The sequence below is a fragment of the Acidovorax sp. HDW3 genome (assembly GCF_011303755.1).
Classification (GTDB): Bacteria; Pseudomonadota; Gammaproteobacteria; order Burkholderiales; family Burkholderiaceae_C; genus Paenacidovorax.
On sequence record NZ_CP049885.1, the window covers coordinates 2411434 to 2427869 of the forward strand.

Here is a 16436-nt window from a genome sequence, read left to right on the forward strand (position 1 = left end):
GGCTATAGTCGAACGGTTTAACCACCACCCAGGAGATGGAATTGGCCTACGAATGCATCACCGTGCGCACCGAAGCCGACAAGGTCGGCATCATCACCCTCCACCGCCCCAAGCAGCTCAACGCGCTCAACGACCAGCTCATGGACGAGCTCGGGGCGGCGCTCAAGGCCTTTGACGCCGATGCCGCCATCGGCTGCATCATCGTCACCGGCAGCGAAAAAGCCTTTGCCGCCGGCGCCGACATCACCGCCATGGCCAAGTACAACTTTGCCGATGCGTACAAAGGCGACTTCATCACGCGCAACTGGGAGCAGATGCGCAGCGTGCGCAAGCCCATCATCGCCGCCGTCAGCGGCTTTGCCCTGGGCGGGGGCTGCGAGCTGGCGATGATGTGCGACTTCATCATCGCCGCCGACAACGCCAAGTTCGGCCAGCCCGAGATCAAGCTCGGCGTCATCCCCGGCGCCGGCGGCACACAGCGCCTGCCGCGCGCCGTGGGCAAGGCCAAGGCCATGGACATGGCCCTCACCGCCCGCATGATGGACGCCACCGAGGCCGAGCGCGCCGGTCTGGTCAGCCGCGTGGTGCCGCTGGACAAGCTCATGGAAGAAGCCCTGGGCGCGGCCCTCATCATCAGCGGCTTCTCGCAGATCACCGTCATGGCGGCCAAGGAAAGCGTGAACCGCGCTTTTGAGGGCACGCTCTCGGACGGCCTGATGTTCGAGCGCCGCCTGTTCCACGCCCTGTTCGCCACCCAGGATCAAAAAGAAGGCATGGACGCCTTCGTCAACAAACGCGCGGCGAACTTTACCAACCAGTAATTTTCGGCATATAATGCGCGTCTTGCGGTCGTATAGCTCAGTTGGTTAGAGCGCAGCATTCATAATGCTGATGTCGAAGGTTCAAGTCCCTCTACGACCACCAAACACAAAACCAGACAAAAACCCACAGTGAGGCAACCCACTGTGGGTTTTTTTCTTGGCTGCCACTTCACCCCTCCAGCCCCTGGATAAACACCATTGCCCGCTGTATGAGCACCACCACGCCCCCCTCGTCGAAAAAAGTCTTCATCAAAACCTTTGGCTGCCAGATGAACGAGTACGACTCGGCCAAGATGGCCGACGTGCTCGGCGCGGCGCAAAGCTACGAAGCCACCGACAACCCCGAAGAAGCCGACCTCATCCTCTTCAACACCTGCTCGGTGCGCGAAAAAGCGCAGGAAAAAGTCTTTAGCGACCTCGGCCGCGTCAAGCACCTGAAGGAAAAAGGCGTGCTCATCGGCGTCGGCGGCTGCGTCGCCAGCCAGGAGGGCGAGGAAATCATCAAGCGCGCACCGTTTGTCGATGTCGTCTTTGGCCCGCAAACCCTGCACCGCCTGCCCGAGCTGCTCAACGCCCGCCAGGCCCAGCAGCGCCCGCAAGTCGATATCAGCTTTCCCGAGATCGAGAAATTCGACCACCTGCCGCCCGCGCGCGTCGAGGGCGCCAGCGCCTTCGTCTCCATCATGGAAGGCTGCAGCAAATACTGCAGCTACTGCGTCGTACCGTACACACGCGGCGAGGAAGTGAGCCGCCCGTTTGAAGACGTGCTGGTCGAAGTGGCCGGCCTGGCCGACCAGGGCGTGAAGGAAGTCACGCTCCTGGGCCAAAACGTCAACGCCTACCTGGGCGCCATGGGCGATACCGCCGAGAAGGCCGACTTTGCCCTGCTGCTCGAATACGTGGCCGAGATTCCGGGCATCGAGCGCATCCGCTACACCACCAGCCACCCCAACGAATTCACGCCGCGCCTGATCGCCGCCTACGACAAAATCCCCAAGCTGGTCAATCACCTGCACCTGCCGGTGCAGCACGGCTCAGACCGCATCCTCATGGCCATGAAGCGCGGCTACACGGCCATGGAATACAAAAGCACCATCCGCAAACTGCGCGCCATCCGCCCCGACATGGCCATGAGCAGCGACTTCATCGTCGGCTTCCCCGGCGAGACGGAGGAAGACTTTGCCAAGATGATGAAGCTCATTGACGACGTGCGCTTTGACAACAGCTTCAGCTTCATCTTCAGCCCCCGCCCCGGCACGCCAGCGGCGAACCTGCACGACGACACGCCGCACGACGTGAAACTGCGCCGCCTGCAAGAGCTGCAAGCGGTCATCAACCGCAACATCAAAGACATCAGCCAGGAGCGCGTCGGCACGGTGCAGCGCCTGCTGGTCGAGGGCTACTCCAAACGCGACAACGGCGAGCTCATGGGCCGCACCGAGTGCAACCGCGTGGTCAACTTCCCCGCCCCCGAGCGCCTGATCGGGCAGATGGTGGATGTGCACATCACCGAGGCCATGAGCTACACCCTGCGTGGCGAGGTGGCAACGGCGGAGATCGCTATCAAAAACTGAGCTACTCACGCTTATCCAGCAAGGGGTTAATGCCAAAAAATCCCTTGAAAATGCCCTGTTTACCGCCCTCCCAGCCCACGGCGGGCCGCGCGTAGCGCAAAAAACGACTTGCAAGGGGTAAGTTTTGACATAAAAACAGCCGCAAACCCTTGCCAGTCAAGCGTGAGCAGCTATGGTTTTATGCTCTCCAGGAGGGCTCTAAAAACCCCATCTCCCCCTGAGCGCACCAAGGTGTGGCTCAACCCGGACAGGCCGCAGGGCCAGGACAACGCAATCTAGCCGGTGGCGGCGTGAAAAAGGGGACAATTACCTTGACAAATACCAAGGCCGCCATGCAAGAGCAAGAACTACACCGCATCCTCTGCGCTGGCGAGGACAGCCAGCACCAATTCAAACGCCAGATCACGCACCTCGAAAGTCTGGCTGCCGAACTGGTCGCCATGAGCAACAGCGGCGGCGGACGGATTTTTGTCGGGGTAGAGGACGATGGCAGCATCAGCGGCATCACCCCCGAGCAGGTGCGCCAATTCAACCAGCAACTGAGCAATACCGCCAGCGCCCATGTGCGCCCGCCCATTCATCCGCGCACAGCCAACATCACCACCAAGAAAGGGCTGGTGGTAGTCGTCACCGTCGCAGACGGCCTGAACAAGCCCTATATGGATTTGCAAGGCCGCGTTTGGGTCAAAAGCGGAGCTGACAAGCGCCATGTCACCTCGCGCGAAGAAATTCAGCGCATGTTCTTGAATGCCGGGCTGATTCAGGCCGACACCCTGCCCATCCCCGAAAGCAGCGTGGCTCATTTGGATGAAAAAGCATTTCAGGCCTACTACCAAAAACGCTTTGGCCACCCCTGCCCACCAGAAGAGCAAAAACACAGCTTGATCAGCATGGGCCTGATGAAAGACCAGCACCTGACCGTAGCCGGCGCCCTGCTATTTGCCACCCAACCACAGCGCTGGCTGCCTGTGTGCATGGTCAAAGCCGTGGCGTTTTATGGCAACTTCATTGGTGATACCCAATACCAGGACAGCGAAGACATCTACGGTACCCTGAACGAACAATTCCAGCGCAGCTTTGCCTTTATCAAACGCAACCTGCACCACGTGCAAAACGGCAGAGGCTTCAACACCCTGGGCGAACTGGAAATCCCGCCTGAAGCCATAGAAGAACTGCTGGTCAACGCCCTGATGCACCGGGACTACTTCGACAGCGCCTCCATCCGGATTCTGGTTTTCCGTAACCGTATCGAGATCATCAGCCCCGGCCATTTGCCCGGCAACCTGAGCACCCACGACATCCAGCAAGGCAAGACCAAACGCCGCAACCCGGTACTGAGCGAACACGCTGCACACCTGCTGCCGTTTCGTGGGCTGGGCAGCGGCATACACCGCGCCCTGCAAGCCTGGCCGCAAATTGAGCTGCAGGATCACCAAAGTGGTAATGAATTCAAGGCGGTGATTGCCCGTACCTACCGACCCAGTGCAACGGCTGGCAAGGCGGTTTCTGTGCCGACACCCCCAGTCACCGACCCAGTCACCGACCCAGTCACCGACCCAGTCGCCCGCTTACTGGAAACGCTGATTCATGGAGAGCTTGCCCCTTCTGCAATTCAGCAGGCAGTAGGCATAAAGCATCGACCTACATTCAGAGCCAATTATTTGCGTCCCGCACTGGAAGCAGGGTTCATAGAGCCAACCCTACCCGACAAGCCCAACAGCCGCCTACAACGCTACCGCCTCACCGCCAGCGGGCAACAACAAGCACAGCAGCTTAAAACGCAAGACAGGCCATGAGTGTTGACGCCGATTCAAAACTGAGCCACCGTGCCGATTGAATTTTGAGCCAGGGCTATGGGTCAGCCTGTGAAGGCTGGCTGTGGATAAGTGTAGTGCCTGGGGTTGGTTTTTTTCCTTGATAAACCACCTCGGTGATCGTTGTTGAGGGCGAAGCCGCGCCAGGTCAAGCCCATAGCTGTCCCATCTCGTGTGATCATATACCCCACAGGAGTTGGGCATTCTTCCAAGCAAGAGAGGTAATGCGCAACGTGGTGGAATCCTTCAAACAGGAGCAATCGACATGAGCCAAGTGCACGCGCAAGCACGAACCACACCGCGTACGAGAGCCGAGATTAAAGCTTCGTCAGCATCGATTGCAGAACTGGCCGATCGCTACAACATCAACCGTGCGACAGCACGCAAATGGAAGCACCGAGACAGTCCGGATGACCTCTCGCACCGTCCGCACACGCTGCATACCACGCTCTCGCCCGTGCAGGAAGCCATCGCCGTGGAGCTGCGCCGCCTGCTGTTTCTGCCCCTGGATGACCTGCTGGCGGTGGTGCGAGAGTTTGTGAACCCGCAGGTCTCCCGTGCAGGTCTGGATCGTTGCTTGCGCCGCCACGGCGTCTCCAGTTTGCGTGAACTTCAGGCCCAGGCCCAAGCCGATGCGGGCACTGCTGACAAGCCCGTCAAGACCTTCAAGGACTATGAACCAGGCTTTGTGCATGTGGACATCAAATACCTGCCGCAGATGCCCGACGAGCGCCAGCGGCGCTATCTGTTCGTGGCCATAGACCGGGCAACGCGCTGGGTGTTCATGCACATCTATGCCGATCAGAGCGAGGACTCCAGCGTGGACTTTCTGCAGCGTCTTGAGCGTGCAGCGCCCATGAAGATCGTCAAACTACTCACCGACAACGGCAGCCAGTTCACGGATCGGTTCACAAACAAAAAACGCGAACCCAGCGGACGGCACAAGTTCGATGTGCGCTGCAAGGCATTGGGCATTGAGCACCGGCTGTGTCCGCCGCGTCACCCGCAGACCAACGGCATGGTGGAGCGCTTCAACGGGCGTATCAGCGAAGTCATCCGGCAAACGCGCTTTGCATCCGCAGCGCAACTGGAGGCCACATTGATGAACTACGTCAAAACCTACAACCACCAGATTCCACAGCGTGCACTCAAGCACGTTTCACCCGTTCAGGCGTTGAAGGATTGGTATGCAAAAAAGCCGGAATTGTTCAAGAAGCGTGTTTACAAACAGGCGGGACTTGACACATAGCAGCTTCGCCATTAAACCGATCAGAGCGGCTGAGCCTTCTTGGCCACCTCGCGTGCCTTGATGCGCTTTTTGGCCACAGCCTAGAGGTTCCCTCAATGTGGCATTCAACAACCGCGACGATCACCCGAAAAATTTCTCTTATCTCATGGACAGCAAAGGCCATTGGCAACTTGCGCCAGCCTATGACGTAACCTACTACGAAGGCCCCGCTGGCTACCACCAGATGGACATCATGGGCGAAGCCTTGAATCACATCCAAAGCAGGATAGACAAGAACCTGAAATCCTGTGGCATTTGCACCCTATGCGCCAAGGGGGCTCAGGGGAACCACTTTTGCGGCCACCTGATCCCCCTCATCGCCTACAACTTGCCTTTGAGCAAATCCAGCAACACCGGCATTCCGTCTTCCTTCATTGCATTGCCCTTGGGGGTTGCGTATTCCAGATAGAGATTTTTGTCGGTAGAGACAAAAAATCGCAACTGCGGGTCAAAACGCGCAATCAAGGCATCAATTTGCTGTGGCCCCGCAACCAGGGCTTGAGGCAAATCGGGCAGCTTGAGGGTGGAAATGGCATGGCTGTGCATCAACTTATCCAACGCCGCCTCGTTATGCACTGCAGCATCATCATTGCTAGCAACGATGATGCCCTGTCCACCACTCACATAAATCCACACATACTTAAATACCGAGCGCACCGAACCCAGGATATATAAAAAATCCATAGGCCGCATATGGTGCAACTGCACCCATTGCTGCAAAACTCCTTGCGGACGCAAGCGCGTATTCGCCAGTTCGTAAAATTCACGGTTGTACAAATTTGCCGCACCCGCAAACCAGATACTACTTATTTCCAAACTGATTAAATCGTATTGCGCCGTTTGTGTGAGCAAATAATTGCGCCCATCGGTGTAGTGCATGGCGACTGACGGGTGACTGGAAATATGTGCATTGATATTGGAAAAATGGCGATCGGCCATCGTCACAATATCGCGCGAGGTTTCTGCCACATCCAGTTTGGCAAAACCCTGGTCTTGCAGCACCCGCGCCGTCATACCCGTGCCGTAGCCAATTACCAAAGCATGGTCACGCCACGCCTGGTGCATGAGGGGAATGAGTGCAATCGACTCCTGCGCCACCATTTCGCCACCCTCAGCGTTATTACCCTGGAATTTGCCATTAGTCAGCAGCGTCAGGTGCTTACCATCGGCAGCTTGGGCCACGGTAGTCATGCCTCCTTCCACGCTTTCGGCGTGGTCAATCACCTCACCCCAGTTCTGCGGATAGAAGTACACATTGCCGCCGGTGGAAAGCGCCGTGTAATTCCACTGCGCGGGAAACAGCAGCAAAGCCGCCGCCATGCCGCCCACAGGCAACCACGGCTGCAGCCACTGCTTGGGCGCTCGCGGGGTTGTTGCCGCCGCTTGCTGCGCCCAGGCGATAAAGGCTGCGAGCAGCACCGCGACCACGGCCAGGCCCAGCAGCACACGGTTGGAGCCGTATTGCGGCAGCCACCAAAAGCCCGCCAGCAGCACTCCCGCGATATTGCCCAAGGTGTTGAGCGCACTGGCCAGCCCCACGCCACGTGCAGCCTGGCCACCAAAGCGGCGCACTGCCAGCCAGTCTGCCGCCAAGCCCATGGCAGCCGGGTAGCTCATGCCAATGCAGAATGCGGGCGGCAGCATGGCCAGGGCGCAAACCAGGGCGCGAATCAGCTCCCGCGCAGAAAACGACAGGTACAAGCCCTGCTGCTGCGCGTAGGCAAAGCTGCCCATGTAATCGGCCAGGCCGTCCCACACAAAGGCAGTGAGCAAAATCGCCAGCGCCACGCCGCACTGCGCGGCCAAGACCACCGTGGCACGGTCAATGCGGCGCATCAGCGCCTCGCCCACCGTGGAGCCCAAGCCCAAACCCAGTAAGAAGGTGGCTAGCATCAGGCCAAAGGCGTACACGCTGTTGCCTGCCACCACCGCCAGCAGGTGCATGAACACCACCTCCAGCGCCAGAGTGACGACACCGCCCACCGCGAGCACGGCCAGGGCCGCCAGCCCGGTGCGCCCGCCTGGGGACTGCACCAGGGGCGCAGCGGCTGCCGTACTATCACTATCAAAAATAGAGCTGTTCGCGCTTATCCTATCTCCGCCTTGCTTGATTTTTTCAATCACATACAAAGCCACCAGCAGGCTGATAACCGCCGCCAACAACGTACCGCCATTGCGCCCCACCGCTGGCAACAAGGCATAGCCCGCCACCAAGGCACCTGCGGCAGCGCCCAGCACATTGGCCCCATACAGCGGCGCAATCGCACGCGCCGTGGGAATGCCCATACCCTGCAGGCACTTGAACACCAGCGGTAGCGTGGCCCCCATCAGCACCGTGGGTACGCCCAGCACCACCGCACCCAGGCCCATGCGCAGGGCGGTAAGCCAGGCAGCGTCGGGCGGTGCATCGAGCGCCAGCGCCACATACAGGCTTTGGATGCCAGCAAACAGGCTGGGGGTAATGGCCGCATACAGGCCAATGGCCGCCTCAAAGTAAGCGTACAGAAGCAACGGGCGCGCGCTGCGCTCGGCCAACATGCCGCCCAGCCAGGCCCCCAAGGCCATGCCGCCCATATAGGTCATCAGCACCGTATTGGCTGCCAGCGCCGTGCCACCAAAAGTCACGCCCAAGGCTTTGGCGTACACCACCTCATAAACCAAACCAGCAAAACCGGAGAAAAAGAAAATGCCCACCAACCAGCGCCGCCCTTTTAATTCAGCGGGCAGAAAGGTGGGGGCGGAAAAAGGCTTGGGGGCCAGTGCCGGCTGGTGCTGGGCGAGCAAGACTTCGTTGGTATCTTCTTCACGCCAGACGCAGCGCACATGCAGCGCCAAAAGCAGCACACCAGCGGCCACGCTCCAAACAGAAAGCCATTGCACCGTACCAGGGTGGGCAATCAGCCAATCAGGGGCCAGGCGTAGCAGTAGCATCCACAGCACAAAGGTGGCACCAGCGGCCCATTGGAGGTAATGCTGCCAACGGGGGGCTATTTTCCAACGCGGCGGATTCATCAGAAACAAGCCCAACGCTGGAGCAAAAGGCATAGCAACCATCAGATCAATGACGTAATGCTCTCCAATTGCCAGCGTAGCCCAGGCGGTTCCCAACACAAACAGGACCGAAAGAGCAAAAATCCATTTGCGCCGCAAGCTGGCACATAACATAAAAATCCAAATAGCACTGGACAAATGCAAAGATGGCATAGCATTGCGCGGCGCAGGCAAAACAGAAACAAATGCCGCCGTCAAATCCTGGGGCTGGGCAGCCGTGGCGGGATAGCCCATGATCGCAACCCCTGGCCCTGTAGCTGGAAAACACAAATAACATATTGCCGCCACAGCATAAGGAACAAACAAAACCCGCCAAACATTCAAGCTGCGCGATTTATTTTCCCCAATAATCAGCGCCAGGACAGGAAAAAACAAGACCCCAAGAATGTCATACACCTCATGGGTTAATTTTCCAAAAAAATGTGTTTGATTCTGTCCTACCTGCATCGCCGCCCAACGGGCGGCACCACCAAAAGCCTGATCTATTTTATAAAAAAAATAATCAAAAGTTAGTGGTAATAATTTACTATTGAGCTCAAGCAAACACGAAGCCATGACCACCAAACTGGCAATCATAATACCCAACCACAACCAAGGCTGTACCCAGACAGGCATCAGACCTCGATCACGCCGCGCATAGCAAAAAGACAAAATGGCTTGCCCCGCCAGCCATATAGTTAAAGGCAACAAAAAAACATTAACCTTTATTGAGAAACTAAATTGATTGAAATTATAAGAATCCCAGGCAACCAGCCACAACAGCAAAGCCGCCCCAACCCCCAACAACCACACAAATTGCTTGCGACTACACGGGCGCTGCCCAGCCAGCAGCAGCGCAAAAGTTGCAATACTCCAAGGAATAGCCCATTGCACAACAATGGCATCTACCTCTTTGTGCCCCCAAAAAATAAGCCACCATTTGAAAGAGCCGTTAAACAAAAACAGTAAACCATCCATCAACAGGCTAGCCCACAACAAGCCCAAGCCCCAAAAACGAAAAACTGCCACATCAGGCAACACCGTGGGGGCAAAGAAACTGGCAGCATCGGGGGTATTACGCATTCTGAACGCCATTCGCATGTGCATTGCAATCAACGTGCCGCCAAAGCACTCAATTACATGAAAAAATCAAAGAAAAACCCCGCAGGGCAAACCGTGCGGGGTTACTTTCTGCGGGGTGCCTGCGCGTCTTTTGCGCGAAACATCCCCTCAAGCCATTACGGACGGCATTCCGAAGGACGGTACTTGGCCGACAGGCTACCGGTGGTGCAGCTCCAAGCGATGCGGTCGGTCGGGAGAGTGCCTGCGGCCAAGGCAGCGCCGCCAGAAGTAGGAATGAAGACGATAGTGCCGCCGCCAGCCTTAGAGGTGGTGGTCACGGTAATTTGGCCAGTGGCAGAGGCGACAGAAACGCTGGTCACGTTGCTGGTAGCAGTAGGCGCCACGTAACCAGAATTCAAATCAGAGCCGGAAGCTGCGTTTTCAGCCACAGCAGCCTTAGCGGCAGAGGCGGCCACCAGGGCTTCAGAAACACGACCGCGAACGGTGTAATCCTGATACGCCGGCAAAGCCACAGCAGCCAAAATACCGATAATCGCCACAACGATCATCAATTCGATCAGGGTGAAACCCTTTTGCACGGAACGCATAGTGCGGTTCATCGCATTCTCCTCAAAGTTACAAACAAAGCCGAAAAGGGATTTTTTCGTGCTTGGTTCACCATGAGCAGGTTCCATGCCAGGCTGCGGCTTGCAACCACTTGTTGCCACAGCCAGCAAAAATGCAAACAAGTGTCAGCAAGCGGGCACCGCAGGGCAGGTTTGCGTTGAGCCTGACATTTTTGACATGACGAAAATGTCGGATTTCGAGATCACACCAGCGTCTGCACATCAAACGCGACGATGTTGCGACTGTCCCGGCTAAATTCCACGCCCACCAGGTGGATGGGTTCGCCCCGGGCGCGGTATTTGTCGGCGTAGTTGCGCGCCTGCAACTGCGCCAGTGCTTTGCCCTCGGGCACCAGTTCCACTACCTTGAACTCGAATAGATAGACGTGGCCCTCAAAGCGCACCGCCATGTCGATGCGGCCTTGGTTGGTCACGTCTTCGAGCACGATGTCCAGCCCCAGGGCGGCAAAGTAGCTATAGAAAATGCTGGCCCAGTAGCCTTCATATTGGGCTATCGGGTTGTTACGGTACCAGTCATGCGGGATGGTGGCAAAAAAGGCATGGAACAGTTCGCGCATGGCGGGCACGTCGGCAGCTTGCAACAAGGCAATCAAGCGCATTCGGTGGTGCAACGCCTGGGGCATGTCACCCACCAAAGCTGGCAGCAAACTGGTGTTAAGGCTGGATTCAACCTCCCGATTGGGATAGCCCAGGGTGTAAATCCATTGCCCCAAAATCGGTTGATCGCGCCGGAGGATGGTCAGGTAGCCGGTTTGCCACAACAACGCCTCGCTGGCGATATGAGCAACATCAAATGTTGATAACAGCTGATCATCTGCGTACAAACATGCCAATTTTGGGGTAAAAAAACCACGCTCGGTCAGTAGTTTTACCAAAAAAGTAGGTGTGCCGGTTTCAAACCAGTAGGGCCGAAAGTCACGGTTGCTAAACAGCAGCAGCAGGTCAAAGGGGTTATAGACCGAGGTGCCGCGCCAGTTGTAGCCGTTGTACCAGGCACGGATTTCTGCGCGATCGAGGCCCGGCAGCTCGGGGGCAAAAACGGTATCCACATCGTCGTCGGTATAACCGCAGATGGCGCTGTAGCGCGGGTCGATGGTGATGTCTTGCAAGTTGTTCAGGCCGGAGAACAGGCTGACTTTGCTGAATTTGGAGACGCCGGTGAGAAAAACAAAGCGCAGGTAAGGGTCGCTGTCCTTCAGAACCGAATAAAAATCCTTAAGCACCTCACGGATAGCAGTGGCCTTTTCGCGATCTTCTATGCGGTCAAGGATGGGCTTGTCGTATTCGTCGATCAGCACCACCACCGTACGCCCCGTTGTTTCTGCCAAACGCAAAATCAGCCGCTTGAATCGGCTGCGCGCATCGGGGTATTCGGCCGGCAGTTGAAAGCGCGATTCCAGGGTTCCGAGCTGCTCATTCAAGCTGTCTTGCAGATCGGCTACCGATCCGAGTACCCCGCCACCGAAGCTGAAACGCAACACAGGATGCTGGTGCGACCAGTCCCAATTTTTTTCTGCGTGCAACCCAGTGAATAGCGCCCGATTACCTTCAAACAATTCCTTCAAGGTATCGAGAAACAGGCTTTTGCCAAAACGCCTCGGGCGGGAGAGAAAAAAGTGCGAACCCTGTTCAATCAGTTGTAGCGCCAGCGGGGTTTTATCGACGTAATAAAACGCATCCCCTTCACGGATTTTGGCGAAGGTTTGGATACCAATGGGGAGTTTCTTGCGTTGCATGGCCTTGGCTTACTCCAGCGTCTGCACATCAAACGCGACGATGTTGCGGCTGTCCTTGCTGAACTCTACGCCCACCAGGTGGATGGGTTCGCCCCGGGTGCGGTATTTGTCAGCATAGTTGCGCGCTTGCAGCTGTGCCAGCGCTTTGCCTTCGGGTACCAGTTCCACCACTTTGAACTCGAATAGATAGACGTGGCCCTCAAAGCGCACGGCCATGTCGATGCGGCCTTGGTTGGTGGCGTCTTCCAGGGCAATGTCAATTCCCAATGCCGCAAAGTGGCTGTAGAACACGCTGGCCCAAAAGCCTTCGTATTGGGCGATGGGGTTGTTGCGGAACCAGTCGTGGGGAATGCTGGCAAAAAACGCATGGAACAAGTCCCGCATACCGGCCACGTTTTGCGTTTGCAGCAGCTCGATCAGGCGCAGGCGCTGCTGAAAGGCTTGCATACCATCGGCGCCCATGCCCAGCAGCAGGCTGGCGTTGAGGCTGGCCTCCACCTCGCGGTTGGGGTAGCCCAGGGTATAGACCCACTGGCCCAGAATGGGTTGGCGCACGTCGTGGATGGTCAGGTAGCCGGTTTGCCACAGCAGCGCCTCGCTGGCGATGCCGTCCACATCAAAGGTGGAGAGCAGCGCCTCGTTGGCATATAGCCGCGCCAGGTTGGGGGTGAAGTAACCGCGCTCGGCCAATAGTTTGACCAAGAAGGTGGGCGTGCCGGTTTCAAACCAGTAGGGGCGGAAGATGCGCTTTTGAAAGAGCAGCAGCAAATCAAACGGGTTGTACACCGAGGTACCACACCAGTTGTAGCCGTTGTACCAGGCGCGGATTTCCACCTTGTCCAGGCCCGGCAGTTCGGGGGCAAAGACGGTGTCCACGTCTTCATCCGTATAGCCGCAAATGGCTGAATAGTCGGCATCGACGGTGATGTCGTTGAGGTTGTTCAGGCCCGAGAACAGGCTGACTTTGCTGAATTTGGAGACGCCGGTGAGGAAGACGAAGCGCAGGTAGGGGTCGCTGTCTTTGATGACGGAGTAAAAATCCTTCAGCACCTCGCGGATGGCGGTGGCCTTTTCGCGGTCTTCGATGCGGTCGAGGATGGGTTTGTCGTATTCGTCGATCAGCACCACTACGCGCTGACCGGTGGTCGTCGCCAGATGCACGATGAGTTCCGCAAAACGGCTACGTGCATCGGGGTACTTGGTGGGCAGGCCGCAGCTTTCTTCGTGGCGCGTCAGCTGGGCGTGCAGGCTGTCTTGCAAATCCGCCACCGATCCCAACACCCCGCCACCAAAGCTGAAACGCAACACCGGGTGCTTGACTGACCAATCCCAATTATTTTCGGCATACAACCCGGTGAACAGCGCCTGATTGCCTTCGAACAACTCCTTGAGCGTGTCGAGAAACAGGCTTTTGCCAAAGCGCCTCGGGCGCGAGAGGAAGAAGTATTTCCCCTGCGCTATCAGCTGCAGCGCCAGCGGCGTTTTATCGACGTAGTAATACCCTTCCTCGCGGATTTCACGCAGGGACTGGATGCCGATGGGGAGTTTTTTGCGTTGCATGGCCTTGGCTTACTCCAGCGTCTGCACATCAAACGCGACGATGTTGCGGCTCTCACGGCTGAATTCCACGCCCACCAGGTGGATGGGTTCGCCCCGGGCGCGGTATTTGTCGGCATAGTTGCGCGCTTGCAGCTGCGCCAGCGCCTTGCCTTCGGGCACCAGCTCCACCACTTTGAATTCAAACAAATACACATGGCCGCCAAAGCGCACCGCCATGTCGATGCGGCCTTGGTTGGTCACGTCTTCGAGCACGATGTCCAGCCCCAGGGCCGCAAAGTAGCTGTAGAAGATGCTGGCCCAGTAGCCTTCGTATTGAGCGATGGGGTTGTTGCGGTACCAGTCGTGCGGGATGGTGGCAAAGAAGGCGTGGAACAGTTCACGCATGGCCGGGACGTCGGCGGCTTGCAACAAGGCGATCAAGCGCATTCGGTGGCGCAGCGCCTGGGGCATGTCGCCCACCAGGGCCGGCAGCAAACTGGTGTTAAGACTGGATTCGACCTCCCGGTTGGGGTAGCCCAGGGTGTAAATCCATTGCCCCAAAATCGGCTGCTCGCGCCGGAATATGGTTAGATAGCCGGTTTGCCACAACAGCGCTTCGCTGGCGATATGGGCGACGTCAAATGTCGATAACAGCAGGTCATCTGCGTACAAACATGCCAACTGGGGGGTAAAAAATCCACGTTCGATCAGCAATTTGACCAAAAAGGTGGGCGTGCCGGTTTCAAACCAGTAAGGCCGGAAGATGCGCTTTTGAAACAGCAGCAGCAAATCAAACGGGTTGTACACCGAGGTGCCGCACCAGTTGTAGCCGTTGTACCAGGCGCGGATTTCTGTCCTGTCCAAGCCCGGCAGCTCGGGGGCAAAGACGGTGTCCACGTCTTCATCCGTATAGCCGCAAATGGCTGAATAGGCAGTATCAACAGTGATGTCGTTGAGGTTGTTCAAGCCCGAGAACAGGCTGACTTTGCTGAATTTAGAGACGCCAGTGAGAAAGACAAAGCGCAGGTAGGGGTCGCTGTCTTTGATGACGGAGTAAAAATCCTTCAGCACCTCGCGGATGGCGGTGGCCTTTTCGCGGTCTTCGATGCGGTCGAGGATGGGTTTGTCGTATTCGTCGATCAACACCACCACGCGCTGGCCGGTTTGGGTGGCCAGGTGTTGGATCAGGCTGCGAAAGCGCTCAGGGTGGCTTTGGTCTACCGCACGGAGCTGCCACTGGGTTTCGTAGCGCTGCAGGTGCGAATCCAGGCGCGATTGCAAATCAGGTACGTCTTGCACCACGCAACCGCCAAAGCTAAAGCGCAGTACGGGATATTTAACCGGCCAATCCCAATTGTTTTCGGCGTACAGCCCGGTAAATAACGCCTGGTTGCCTTCGAACAATTCTTTCAAGGTATCAAGGAACAGGCTTTTGCCAAAGCGCCTCGGGCGCGAGAGGAAGAAGTGTGCGCCTTGCTCGATCAATTGCAGCGCCAGCCGCGTTTTGTCGACGTAGTAATACGCGTTGTCCTCACGGATTTTGGCGAAGGTCTGGATACCGATGGGGAGTTTCTTGCGTTGCATGGCCATTCACCGATCAAAAACAGGTGTGCACGGCCCCGCTGACGGCACCGTCGTCTTCCACCAGGGGTAGCCAGCGCCATTTGTCAAAGGTGGTGCAGGGGTGGGAAATGCCCAGCGCGACCGCCTCGCCCACCTGCGGCCAGGTGGCGGGGGCGCTGGCGGGGTCAAAGCGCAGGTAGGCGTGCTGGTCGTTCAAGGCGCTGATGTGCCAGTCGGAGGGGGCGCCCGTGGGCTGGCACTGGGGGCCGAAGGTGGCGCGCTGCAGGGGGCGGGGCAGATCAATGTCAAACGACAGGTCGCGCCGGCCGGCGTTGAGCAGGGCCAGGCCGGGCTCGGGCACGGACTGCACCAGCGCCCAGACCGTGAGCGCGGGGCGCAGGCCTTCGTCCGCTGCGCCGGCGCGCGCCTGCAGCAGGCGCAGGTAGCGCTGGTAGTTGCCGTGGTCGTGCGTGGCGTAGCAGCCCGAGCGCAGCACGCCCGCCACCGGGCGCGACAGGCCGTGCGCCTGCAGCAGCGGCAGCACCAAGTCGAACACGGCAGAGCCACCGGCGGAGAGCAAGATTTGCGACGCCCCCGGAGCCCAGAGCCCGGCGGCGTCGCAGGCGCGCGCAACCTCGCTGGCGCAGCGCACCAGGGTGGTGACGCTGGCCGGATCGTGCGCGGCGTCGCAGCGGGCAGCCGGGCCTTCGTAGCACTCGATGCCGCACAGCCGCAGCGCCGGGCTGGCGGCGATGGCGTGGGCCAGGGCCAGGGCTTCGGGCACGCTGCGGCAGCCGGTGCGCTGGCCGGGTTGGCCCACTTCCAGCAGCACGTCCCAGGCGGGAGCCTGGGGATGGCGCGCGGCCCAGCGCTCGATCAGCGCCAGCTGCGCCAGCGAATCGACCAGAAACCACAGCTGCAGCCCCGGGTGCCGGGCGCGCAGGGCGGCGAGGGCTGTTAAATCAGCGTCTTGCAGCACCTGGTTGGCGATGAGGATGCGCTGCGCACCCACGGCCACGCCCAGCTGCGCCTGCCAGGCGTTGGCAAAGGTCAGGCCCCAGGCGCCGGCGGCCAGCTGCTGCGCCAGCAGCTCGGGCGAGAGGGTGGTTTTGCCGTGCGGCATGAGGTGTAGGCCGCGCCGCTGCGCCCAGTCCTGCATCCAGGCCAGGTTGTGCGCCAGGGCGCTGCGCTGCAACACCGCCAGGGGCAGGGGCAGGTCGCCCGCGAACAGCTGCCAGCCCTGGCGCCCGACCTCGGTCACCGCGCAAGGCGGCGCCCCCAGGGGGTAGCCTTTGAACGATGCGTCGAGCACTGCGGTGGGCAACAGTGGGGTTGGCATGGGCGCCCTCCTGACTGAAATAC

The 16436-nt window shown here is 58.5% G+C and carries 11 protein-coding genes and 1 tRNA gene; 6 read left to right on the plus strand and 6 right to left on the minus strand.

The features are described from left to right. Positions 1–41: 41 nt before the first annotated feature. From G7045_RS11095 to G7045_RS14960, 6 genes are all read left to right on the plus strand, one after another. Positions 42–821, plus strand: a complete 780-nt coding sequence (locus G7045_RS11095; protein WP_166160441.1) for an enoyl-CoA hydratase — start codon at positions 42–44, stop codon at positions 819–821. Between the two features lie 26 nt (positions 822–847). Next, a tRNA-Met gene (locus G7045_RS11100) sits at positions 848–924 on the plus strand. A gap of 106 nt (positions 925–1030) precedes the next feature. Beyond that, a complete protein-coding gene (miaB, locus tag G7045_RS11105; RefSeq protein ID WP_166159695.1) occupies positions 1031–2395 on the plus strand; it encodes a tRNA (N6-isopentenyl adenosine(37)-C2)-methylthiotransferase MiaB in 1365 nt (454 codons plus the stop codon). Positions 2396–2727: 332 nt separating this feature from the next. Then, positions 2728–4191 (plus strand): Fic family protein, encoded by a 1464-nt coding sequence (locus G7045_RS11110; protein WP_166159696.1) that lies wholly within the window; start codon positions 2728–2730, stop codon positions 4189–4191. A gap of 283 nt (positions 4192–4474) precedes the next feature. Beyond that, positions 4475–5458, plus strand: coding sequence for an IS481 family transposase (locus G7045_RS11115; RefSeq protein WP_166159232.1), 984 nt, complete (start codon positions 4475–4477; stop codon positions 5456–5458). Between the two features lie 97 nt (positions 5459–5555). After that, a complete protein-coding gene (locus G7045_RS14960) occupies positions 5556–5906 on the plus strand; it encodes a HipA domain-containing protein (protein WP_370521634.1) in 351 nt (116 codons plus the stop codon). Here the strand turns inward: G7045_RS14960 and G7045_RS11125 are convergent. From G7045_RS11125 to G7045_RS11150, 6 genes are all read right to left on the minus strand, one after another. Then, positions 5819–9610, minus strand: a complete 3792-nt coding sequence (locus tag G7045_RS11125) for a phosphatase PAP2 family protein (RefSeq protein WP_166159697.1) — start codon at positions 9608–9610, stop codon at positions 5819–5821. The two genes, G7045_RS14960 and G7045_RS11125, sit on opposite strands and share 88 nt — an antisense overlap. Before the next feature lie 155 nt (positions 9611–9765). Beyond that, positions 9766–10209: a pilin gene (locus G7045_RS11130; protein ID WP_166160442.1), complete on the minus strand. Its 444-nt coding sequence runs from the start codon at positions 10207–10209 to the stop codon at positions 9766–9768. A 209-nt stretch (positions 10210–10418) separates the two neighbouring features. Further along, on the minus strand, positions 10419–11972 hold the full coding sequence (locus G7045_RS11135; protein WP_166159698.1) for an ATP-binding protein: 1554 nt from the start codon (positions 11970–11972) through the stop codon (positions 10419–10421). A 9-nt stretch (positions 11973–11981) separates the two neighbouring features. Further along, a complete protein-coding gene (locus tag G7045_RS11140; RefSeq protein WP_166159699.1) occupies positions 11982–13532 on the minus strand; it encodes an ATP-binding protein in 1551 nt (516 codons plus the stop codon). Positions 13533–13541: 9 nt separating this feature from the next. Continuing rightward, on the minus strand, positions 13542–15095 hold the full coding sequence (locus G7045_RS11145; RefSeq protein WP_166160443.1) for an ATP-binding protein: 1554 nt from the start codon (positions 15093–15095) through the stop codon (positions 13542–13544). 13 nt (positions 15096–15108) lie between these two features. Next, the gene (locus G7045_RS11150; RefSeq protein ID WP_166159700.1) at positions 15109–16413 is read right to left on the minus strand and encodes an alanine racemase; all 1305 of its coding nucleotides are present in this window, start codon (positions 16411–16413) and stop codon (positions 15109–15111) included. Positions 16414–16436 lie beyond the last annotated feature (23 nt).

What these genes read in the sequence shown, in the direction of transcription:
- G7045_RS11125 (WP_166159697.1), bottom strand. Translation starts at nt 9,610, where the DNA reads ATGCGTAATACCCCCGATGCTGCCAGTTTCTTTGCCCCCACGGTGTTG.
- miaB (WP_166159695.1), top strand. Translation starts at nt 1,031, where the DNA reads ATGAGCACCACCACGCCCCCCTCGTCGAAAAAAGTCTTCATCAAAACC.
- G7045_RS11140 (WP_166159699.1), bottom strand. Translation starts at nt 13,532, where the DNA reads ATGCAACGCAAAAAACTCCCCATCGGCATCCAGTCCCTGCGTGAAATC.
- G7045_RS11130 (WP_166160442.1), bottom strand. Translation starts at nt 10,209, where the DNA reads ATGAACCGCACTATGCGTTCCGTGCAAAAGGGTTTCACCCTGATCGAA.
- G7045_RS11145 (WP_166160443.1), bottom strand. Translation starts at nt 15,095, where the DNA reads ATGCAACGCAAGAAACTCCCCATCGGTATCCAGACCTTCGCCAAAATC.
- G7045_RS11115 (WP_166159232.1), top strand. Translation starts at nt 4,475, where the DNA reads ATGAGCCAAGTGCACGCGCAAGCACGAACCACACCGCGTACGAGAGCC.
- G7045_RS11110 (WP_166159696.1), top strand. Translation starts at nt 2,728, where the DNA reads ATGCAAGAGCAAGAACTACACCGCATCCTCTGCGCTGGCGAGGACAGC.
- G7045_RS11150 (WP_166159700.1), bottom strand. Translation starts at nt 16,413, where the DNA reads ATGCCAACCCCACTGTTGCCCACCGCAGTGCTCGACGCATCGTTCAAA.
- G7045_RS11135 (WP_166159698.1), bottom strand. Translation starts at nt 11,972, where the DNA reads ATGCAACGCAAGAAACTCCCCATTGGTATCCAAACCTTCGCCAAAATC.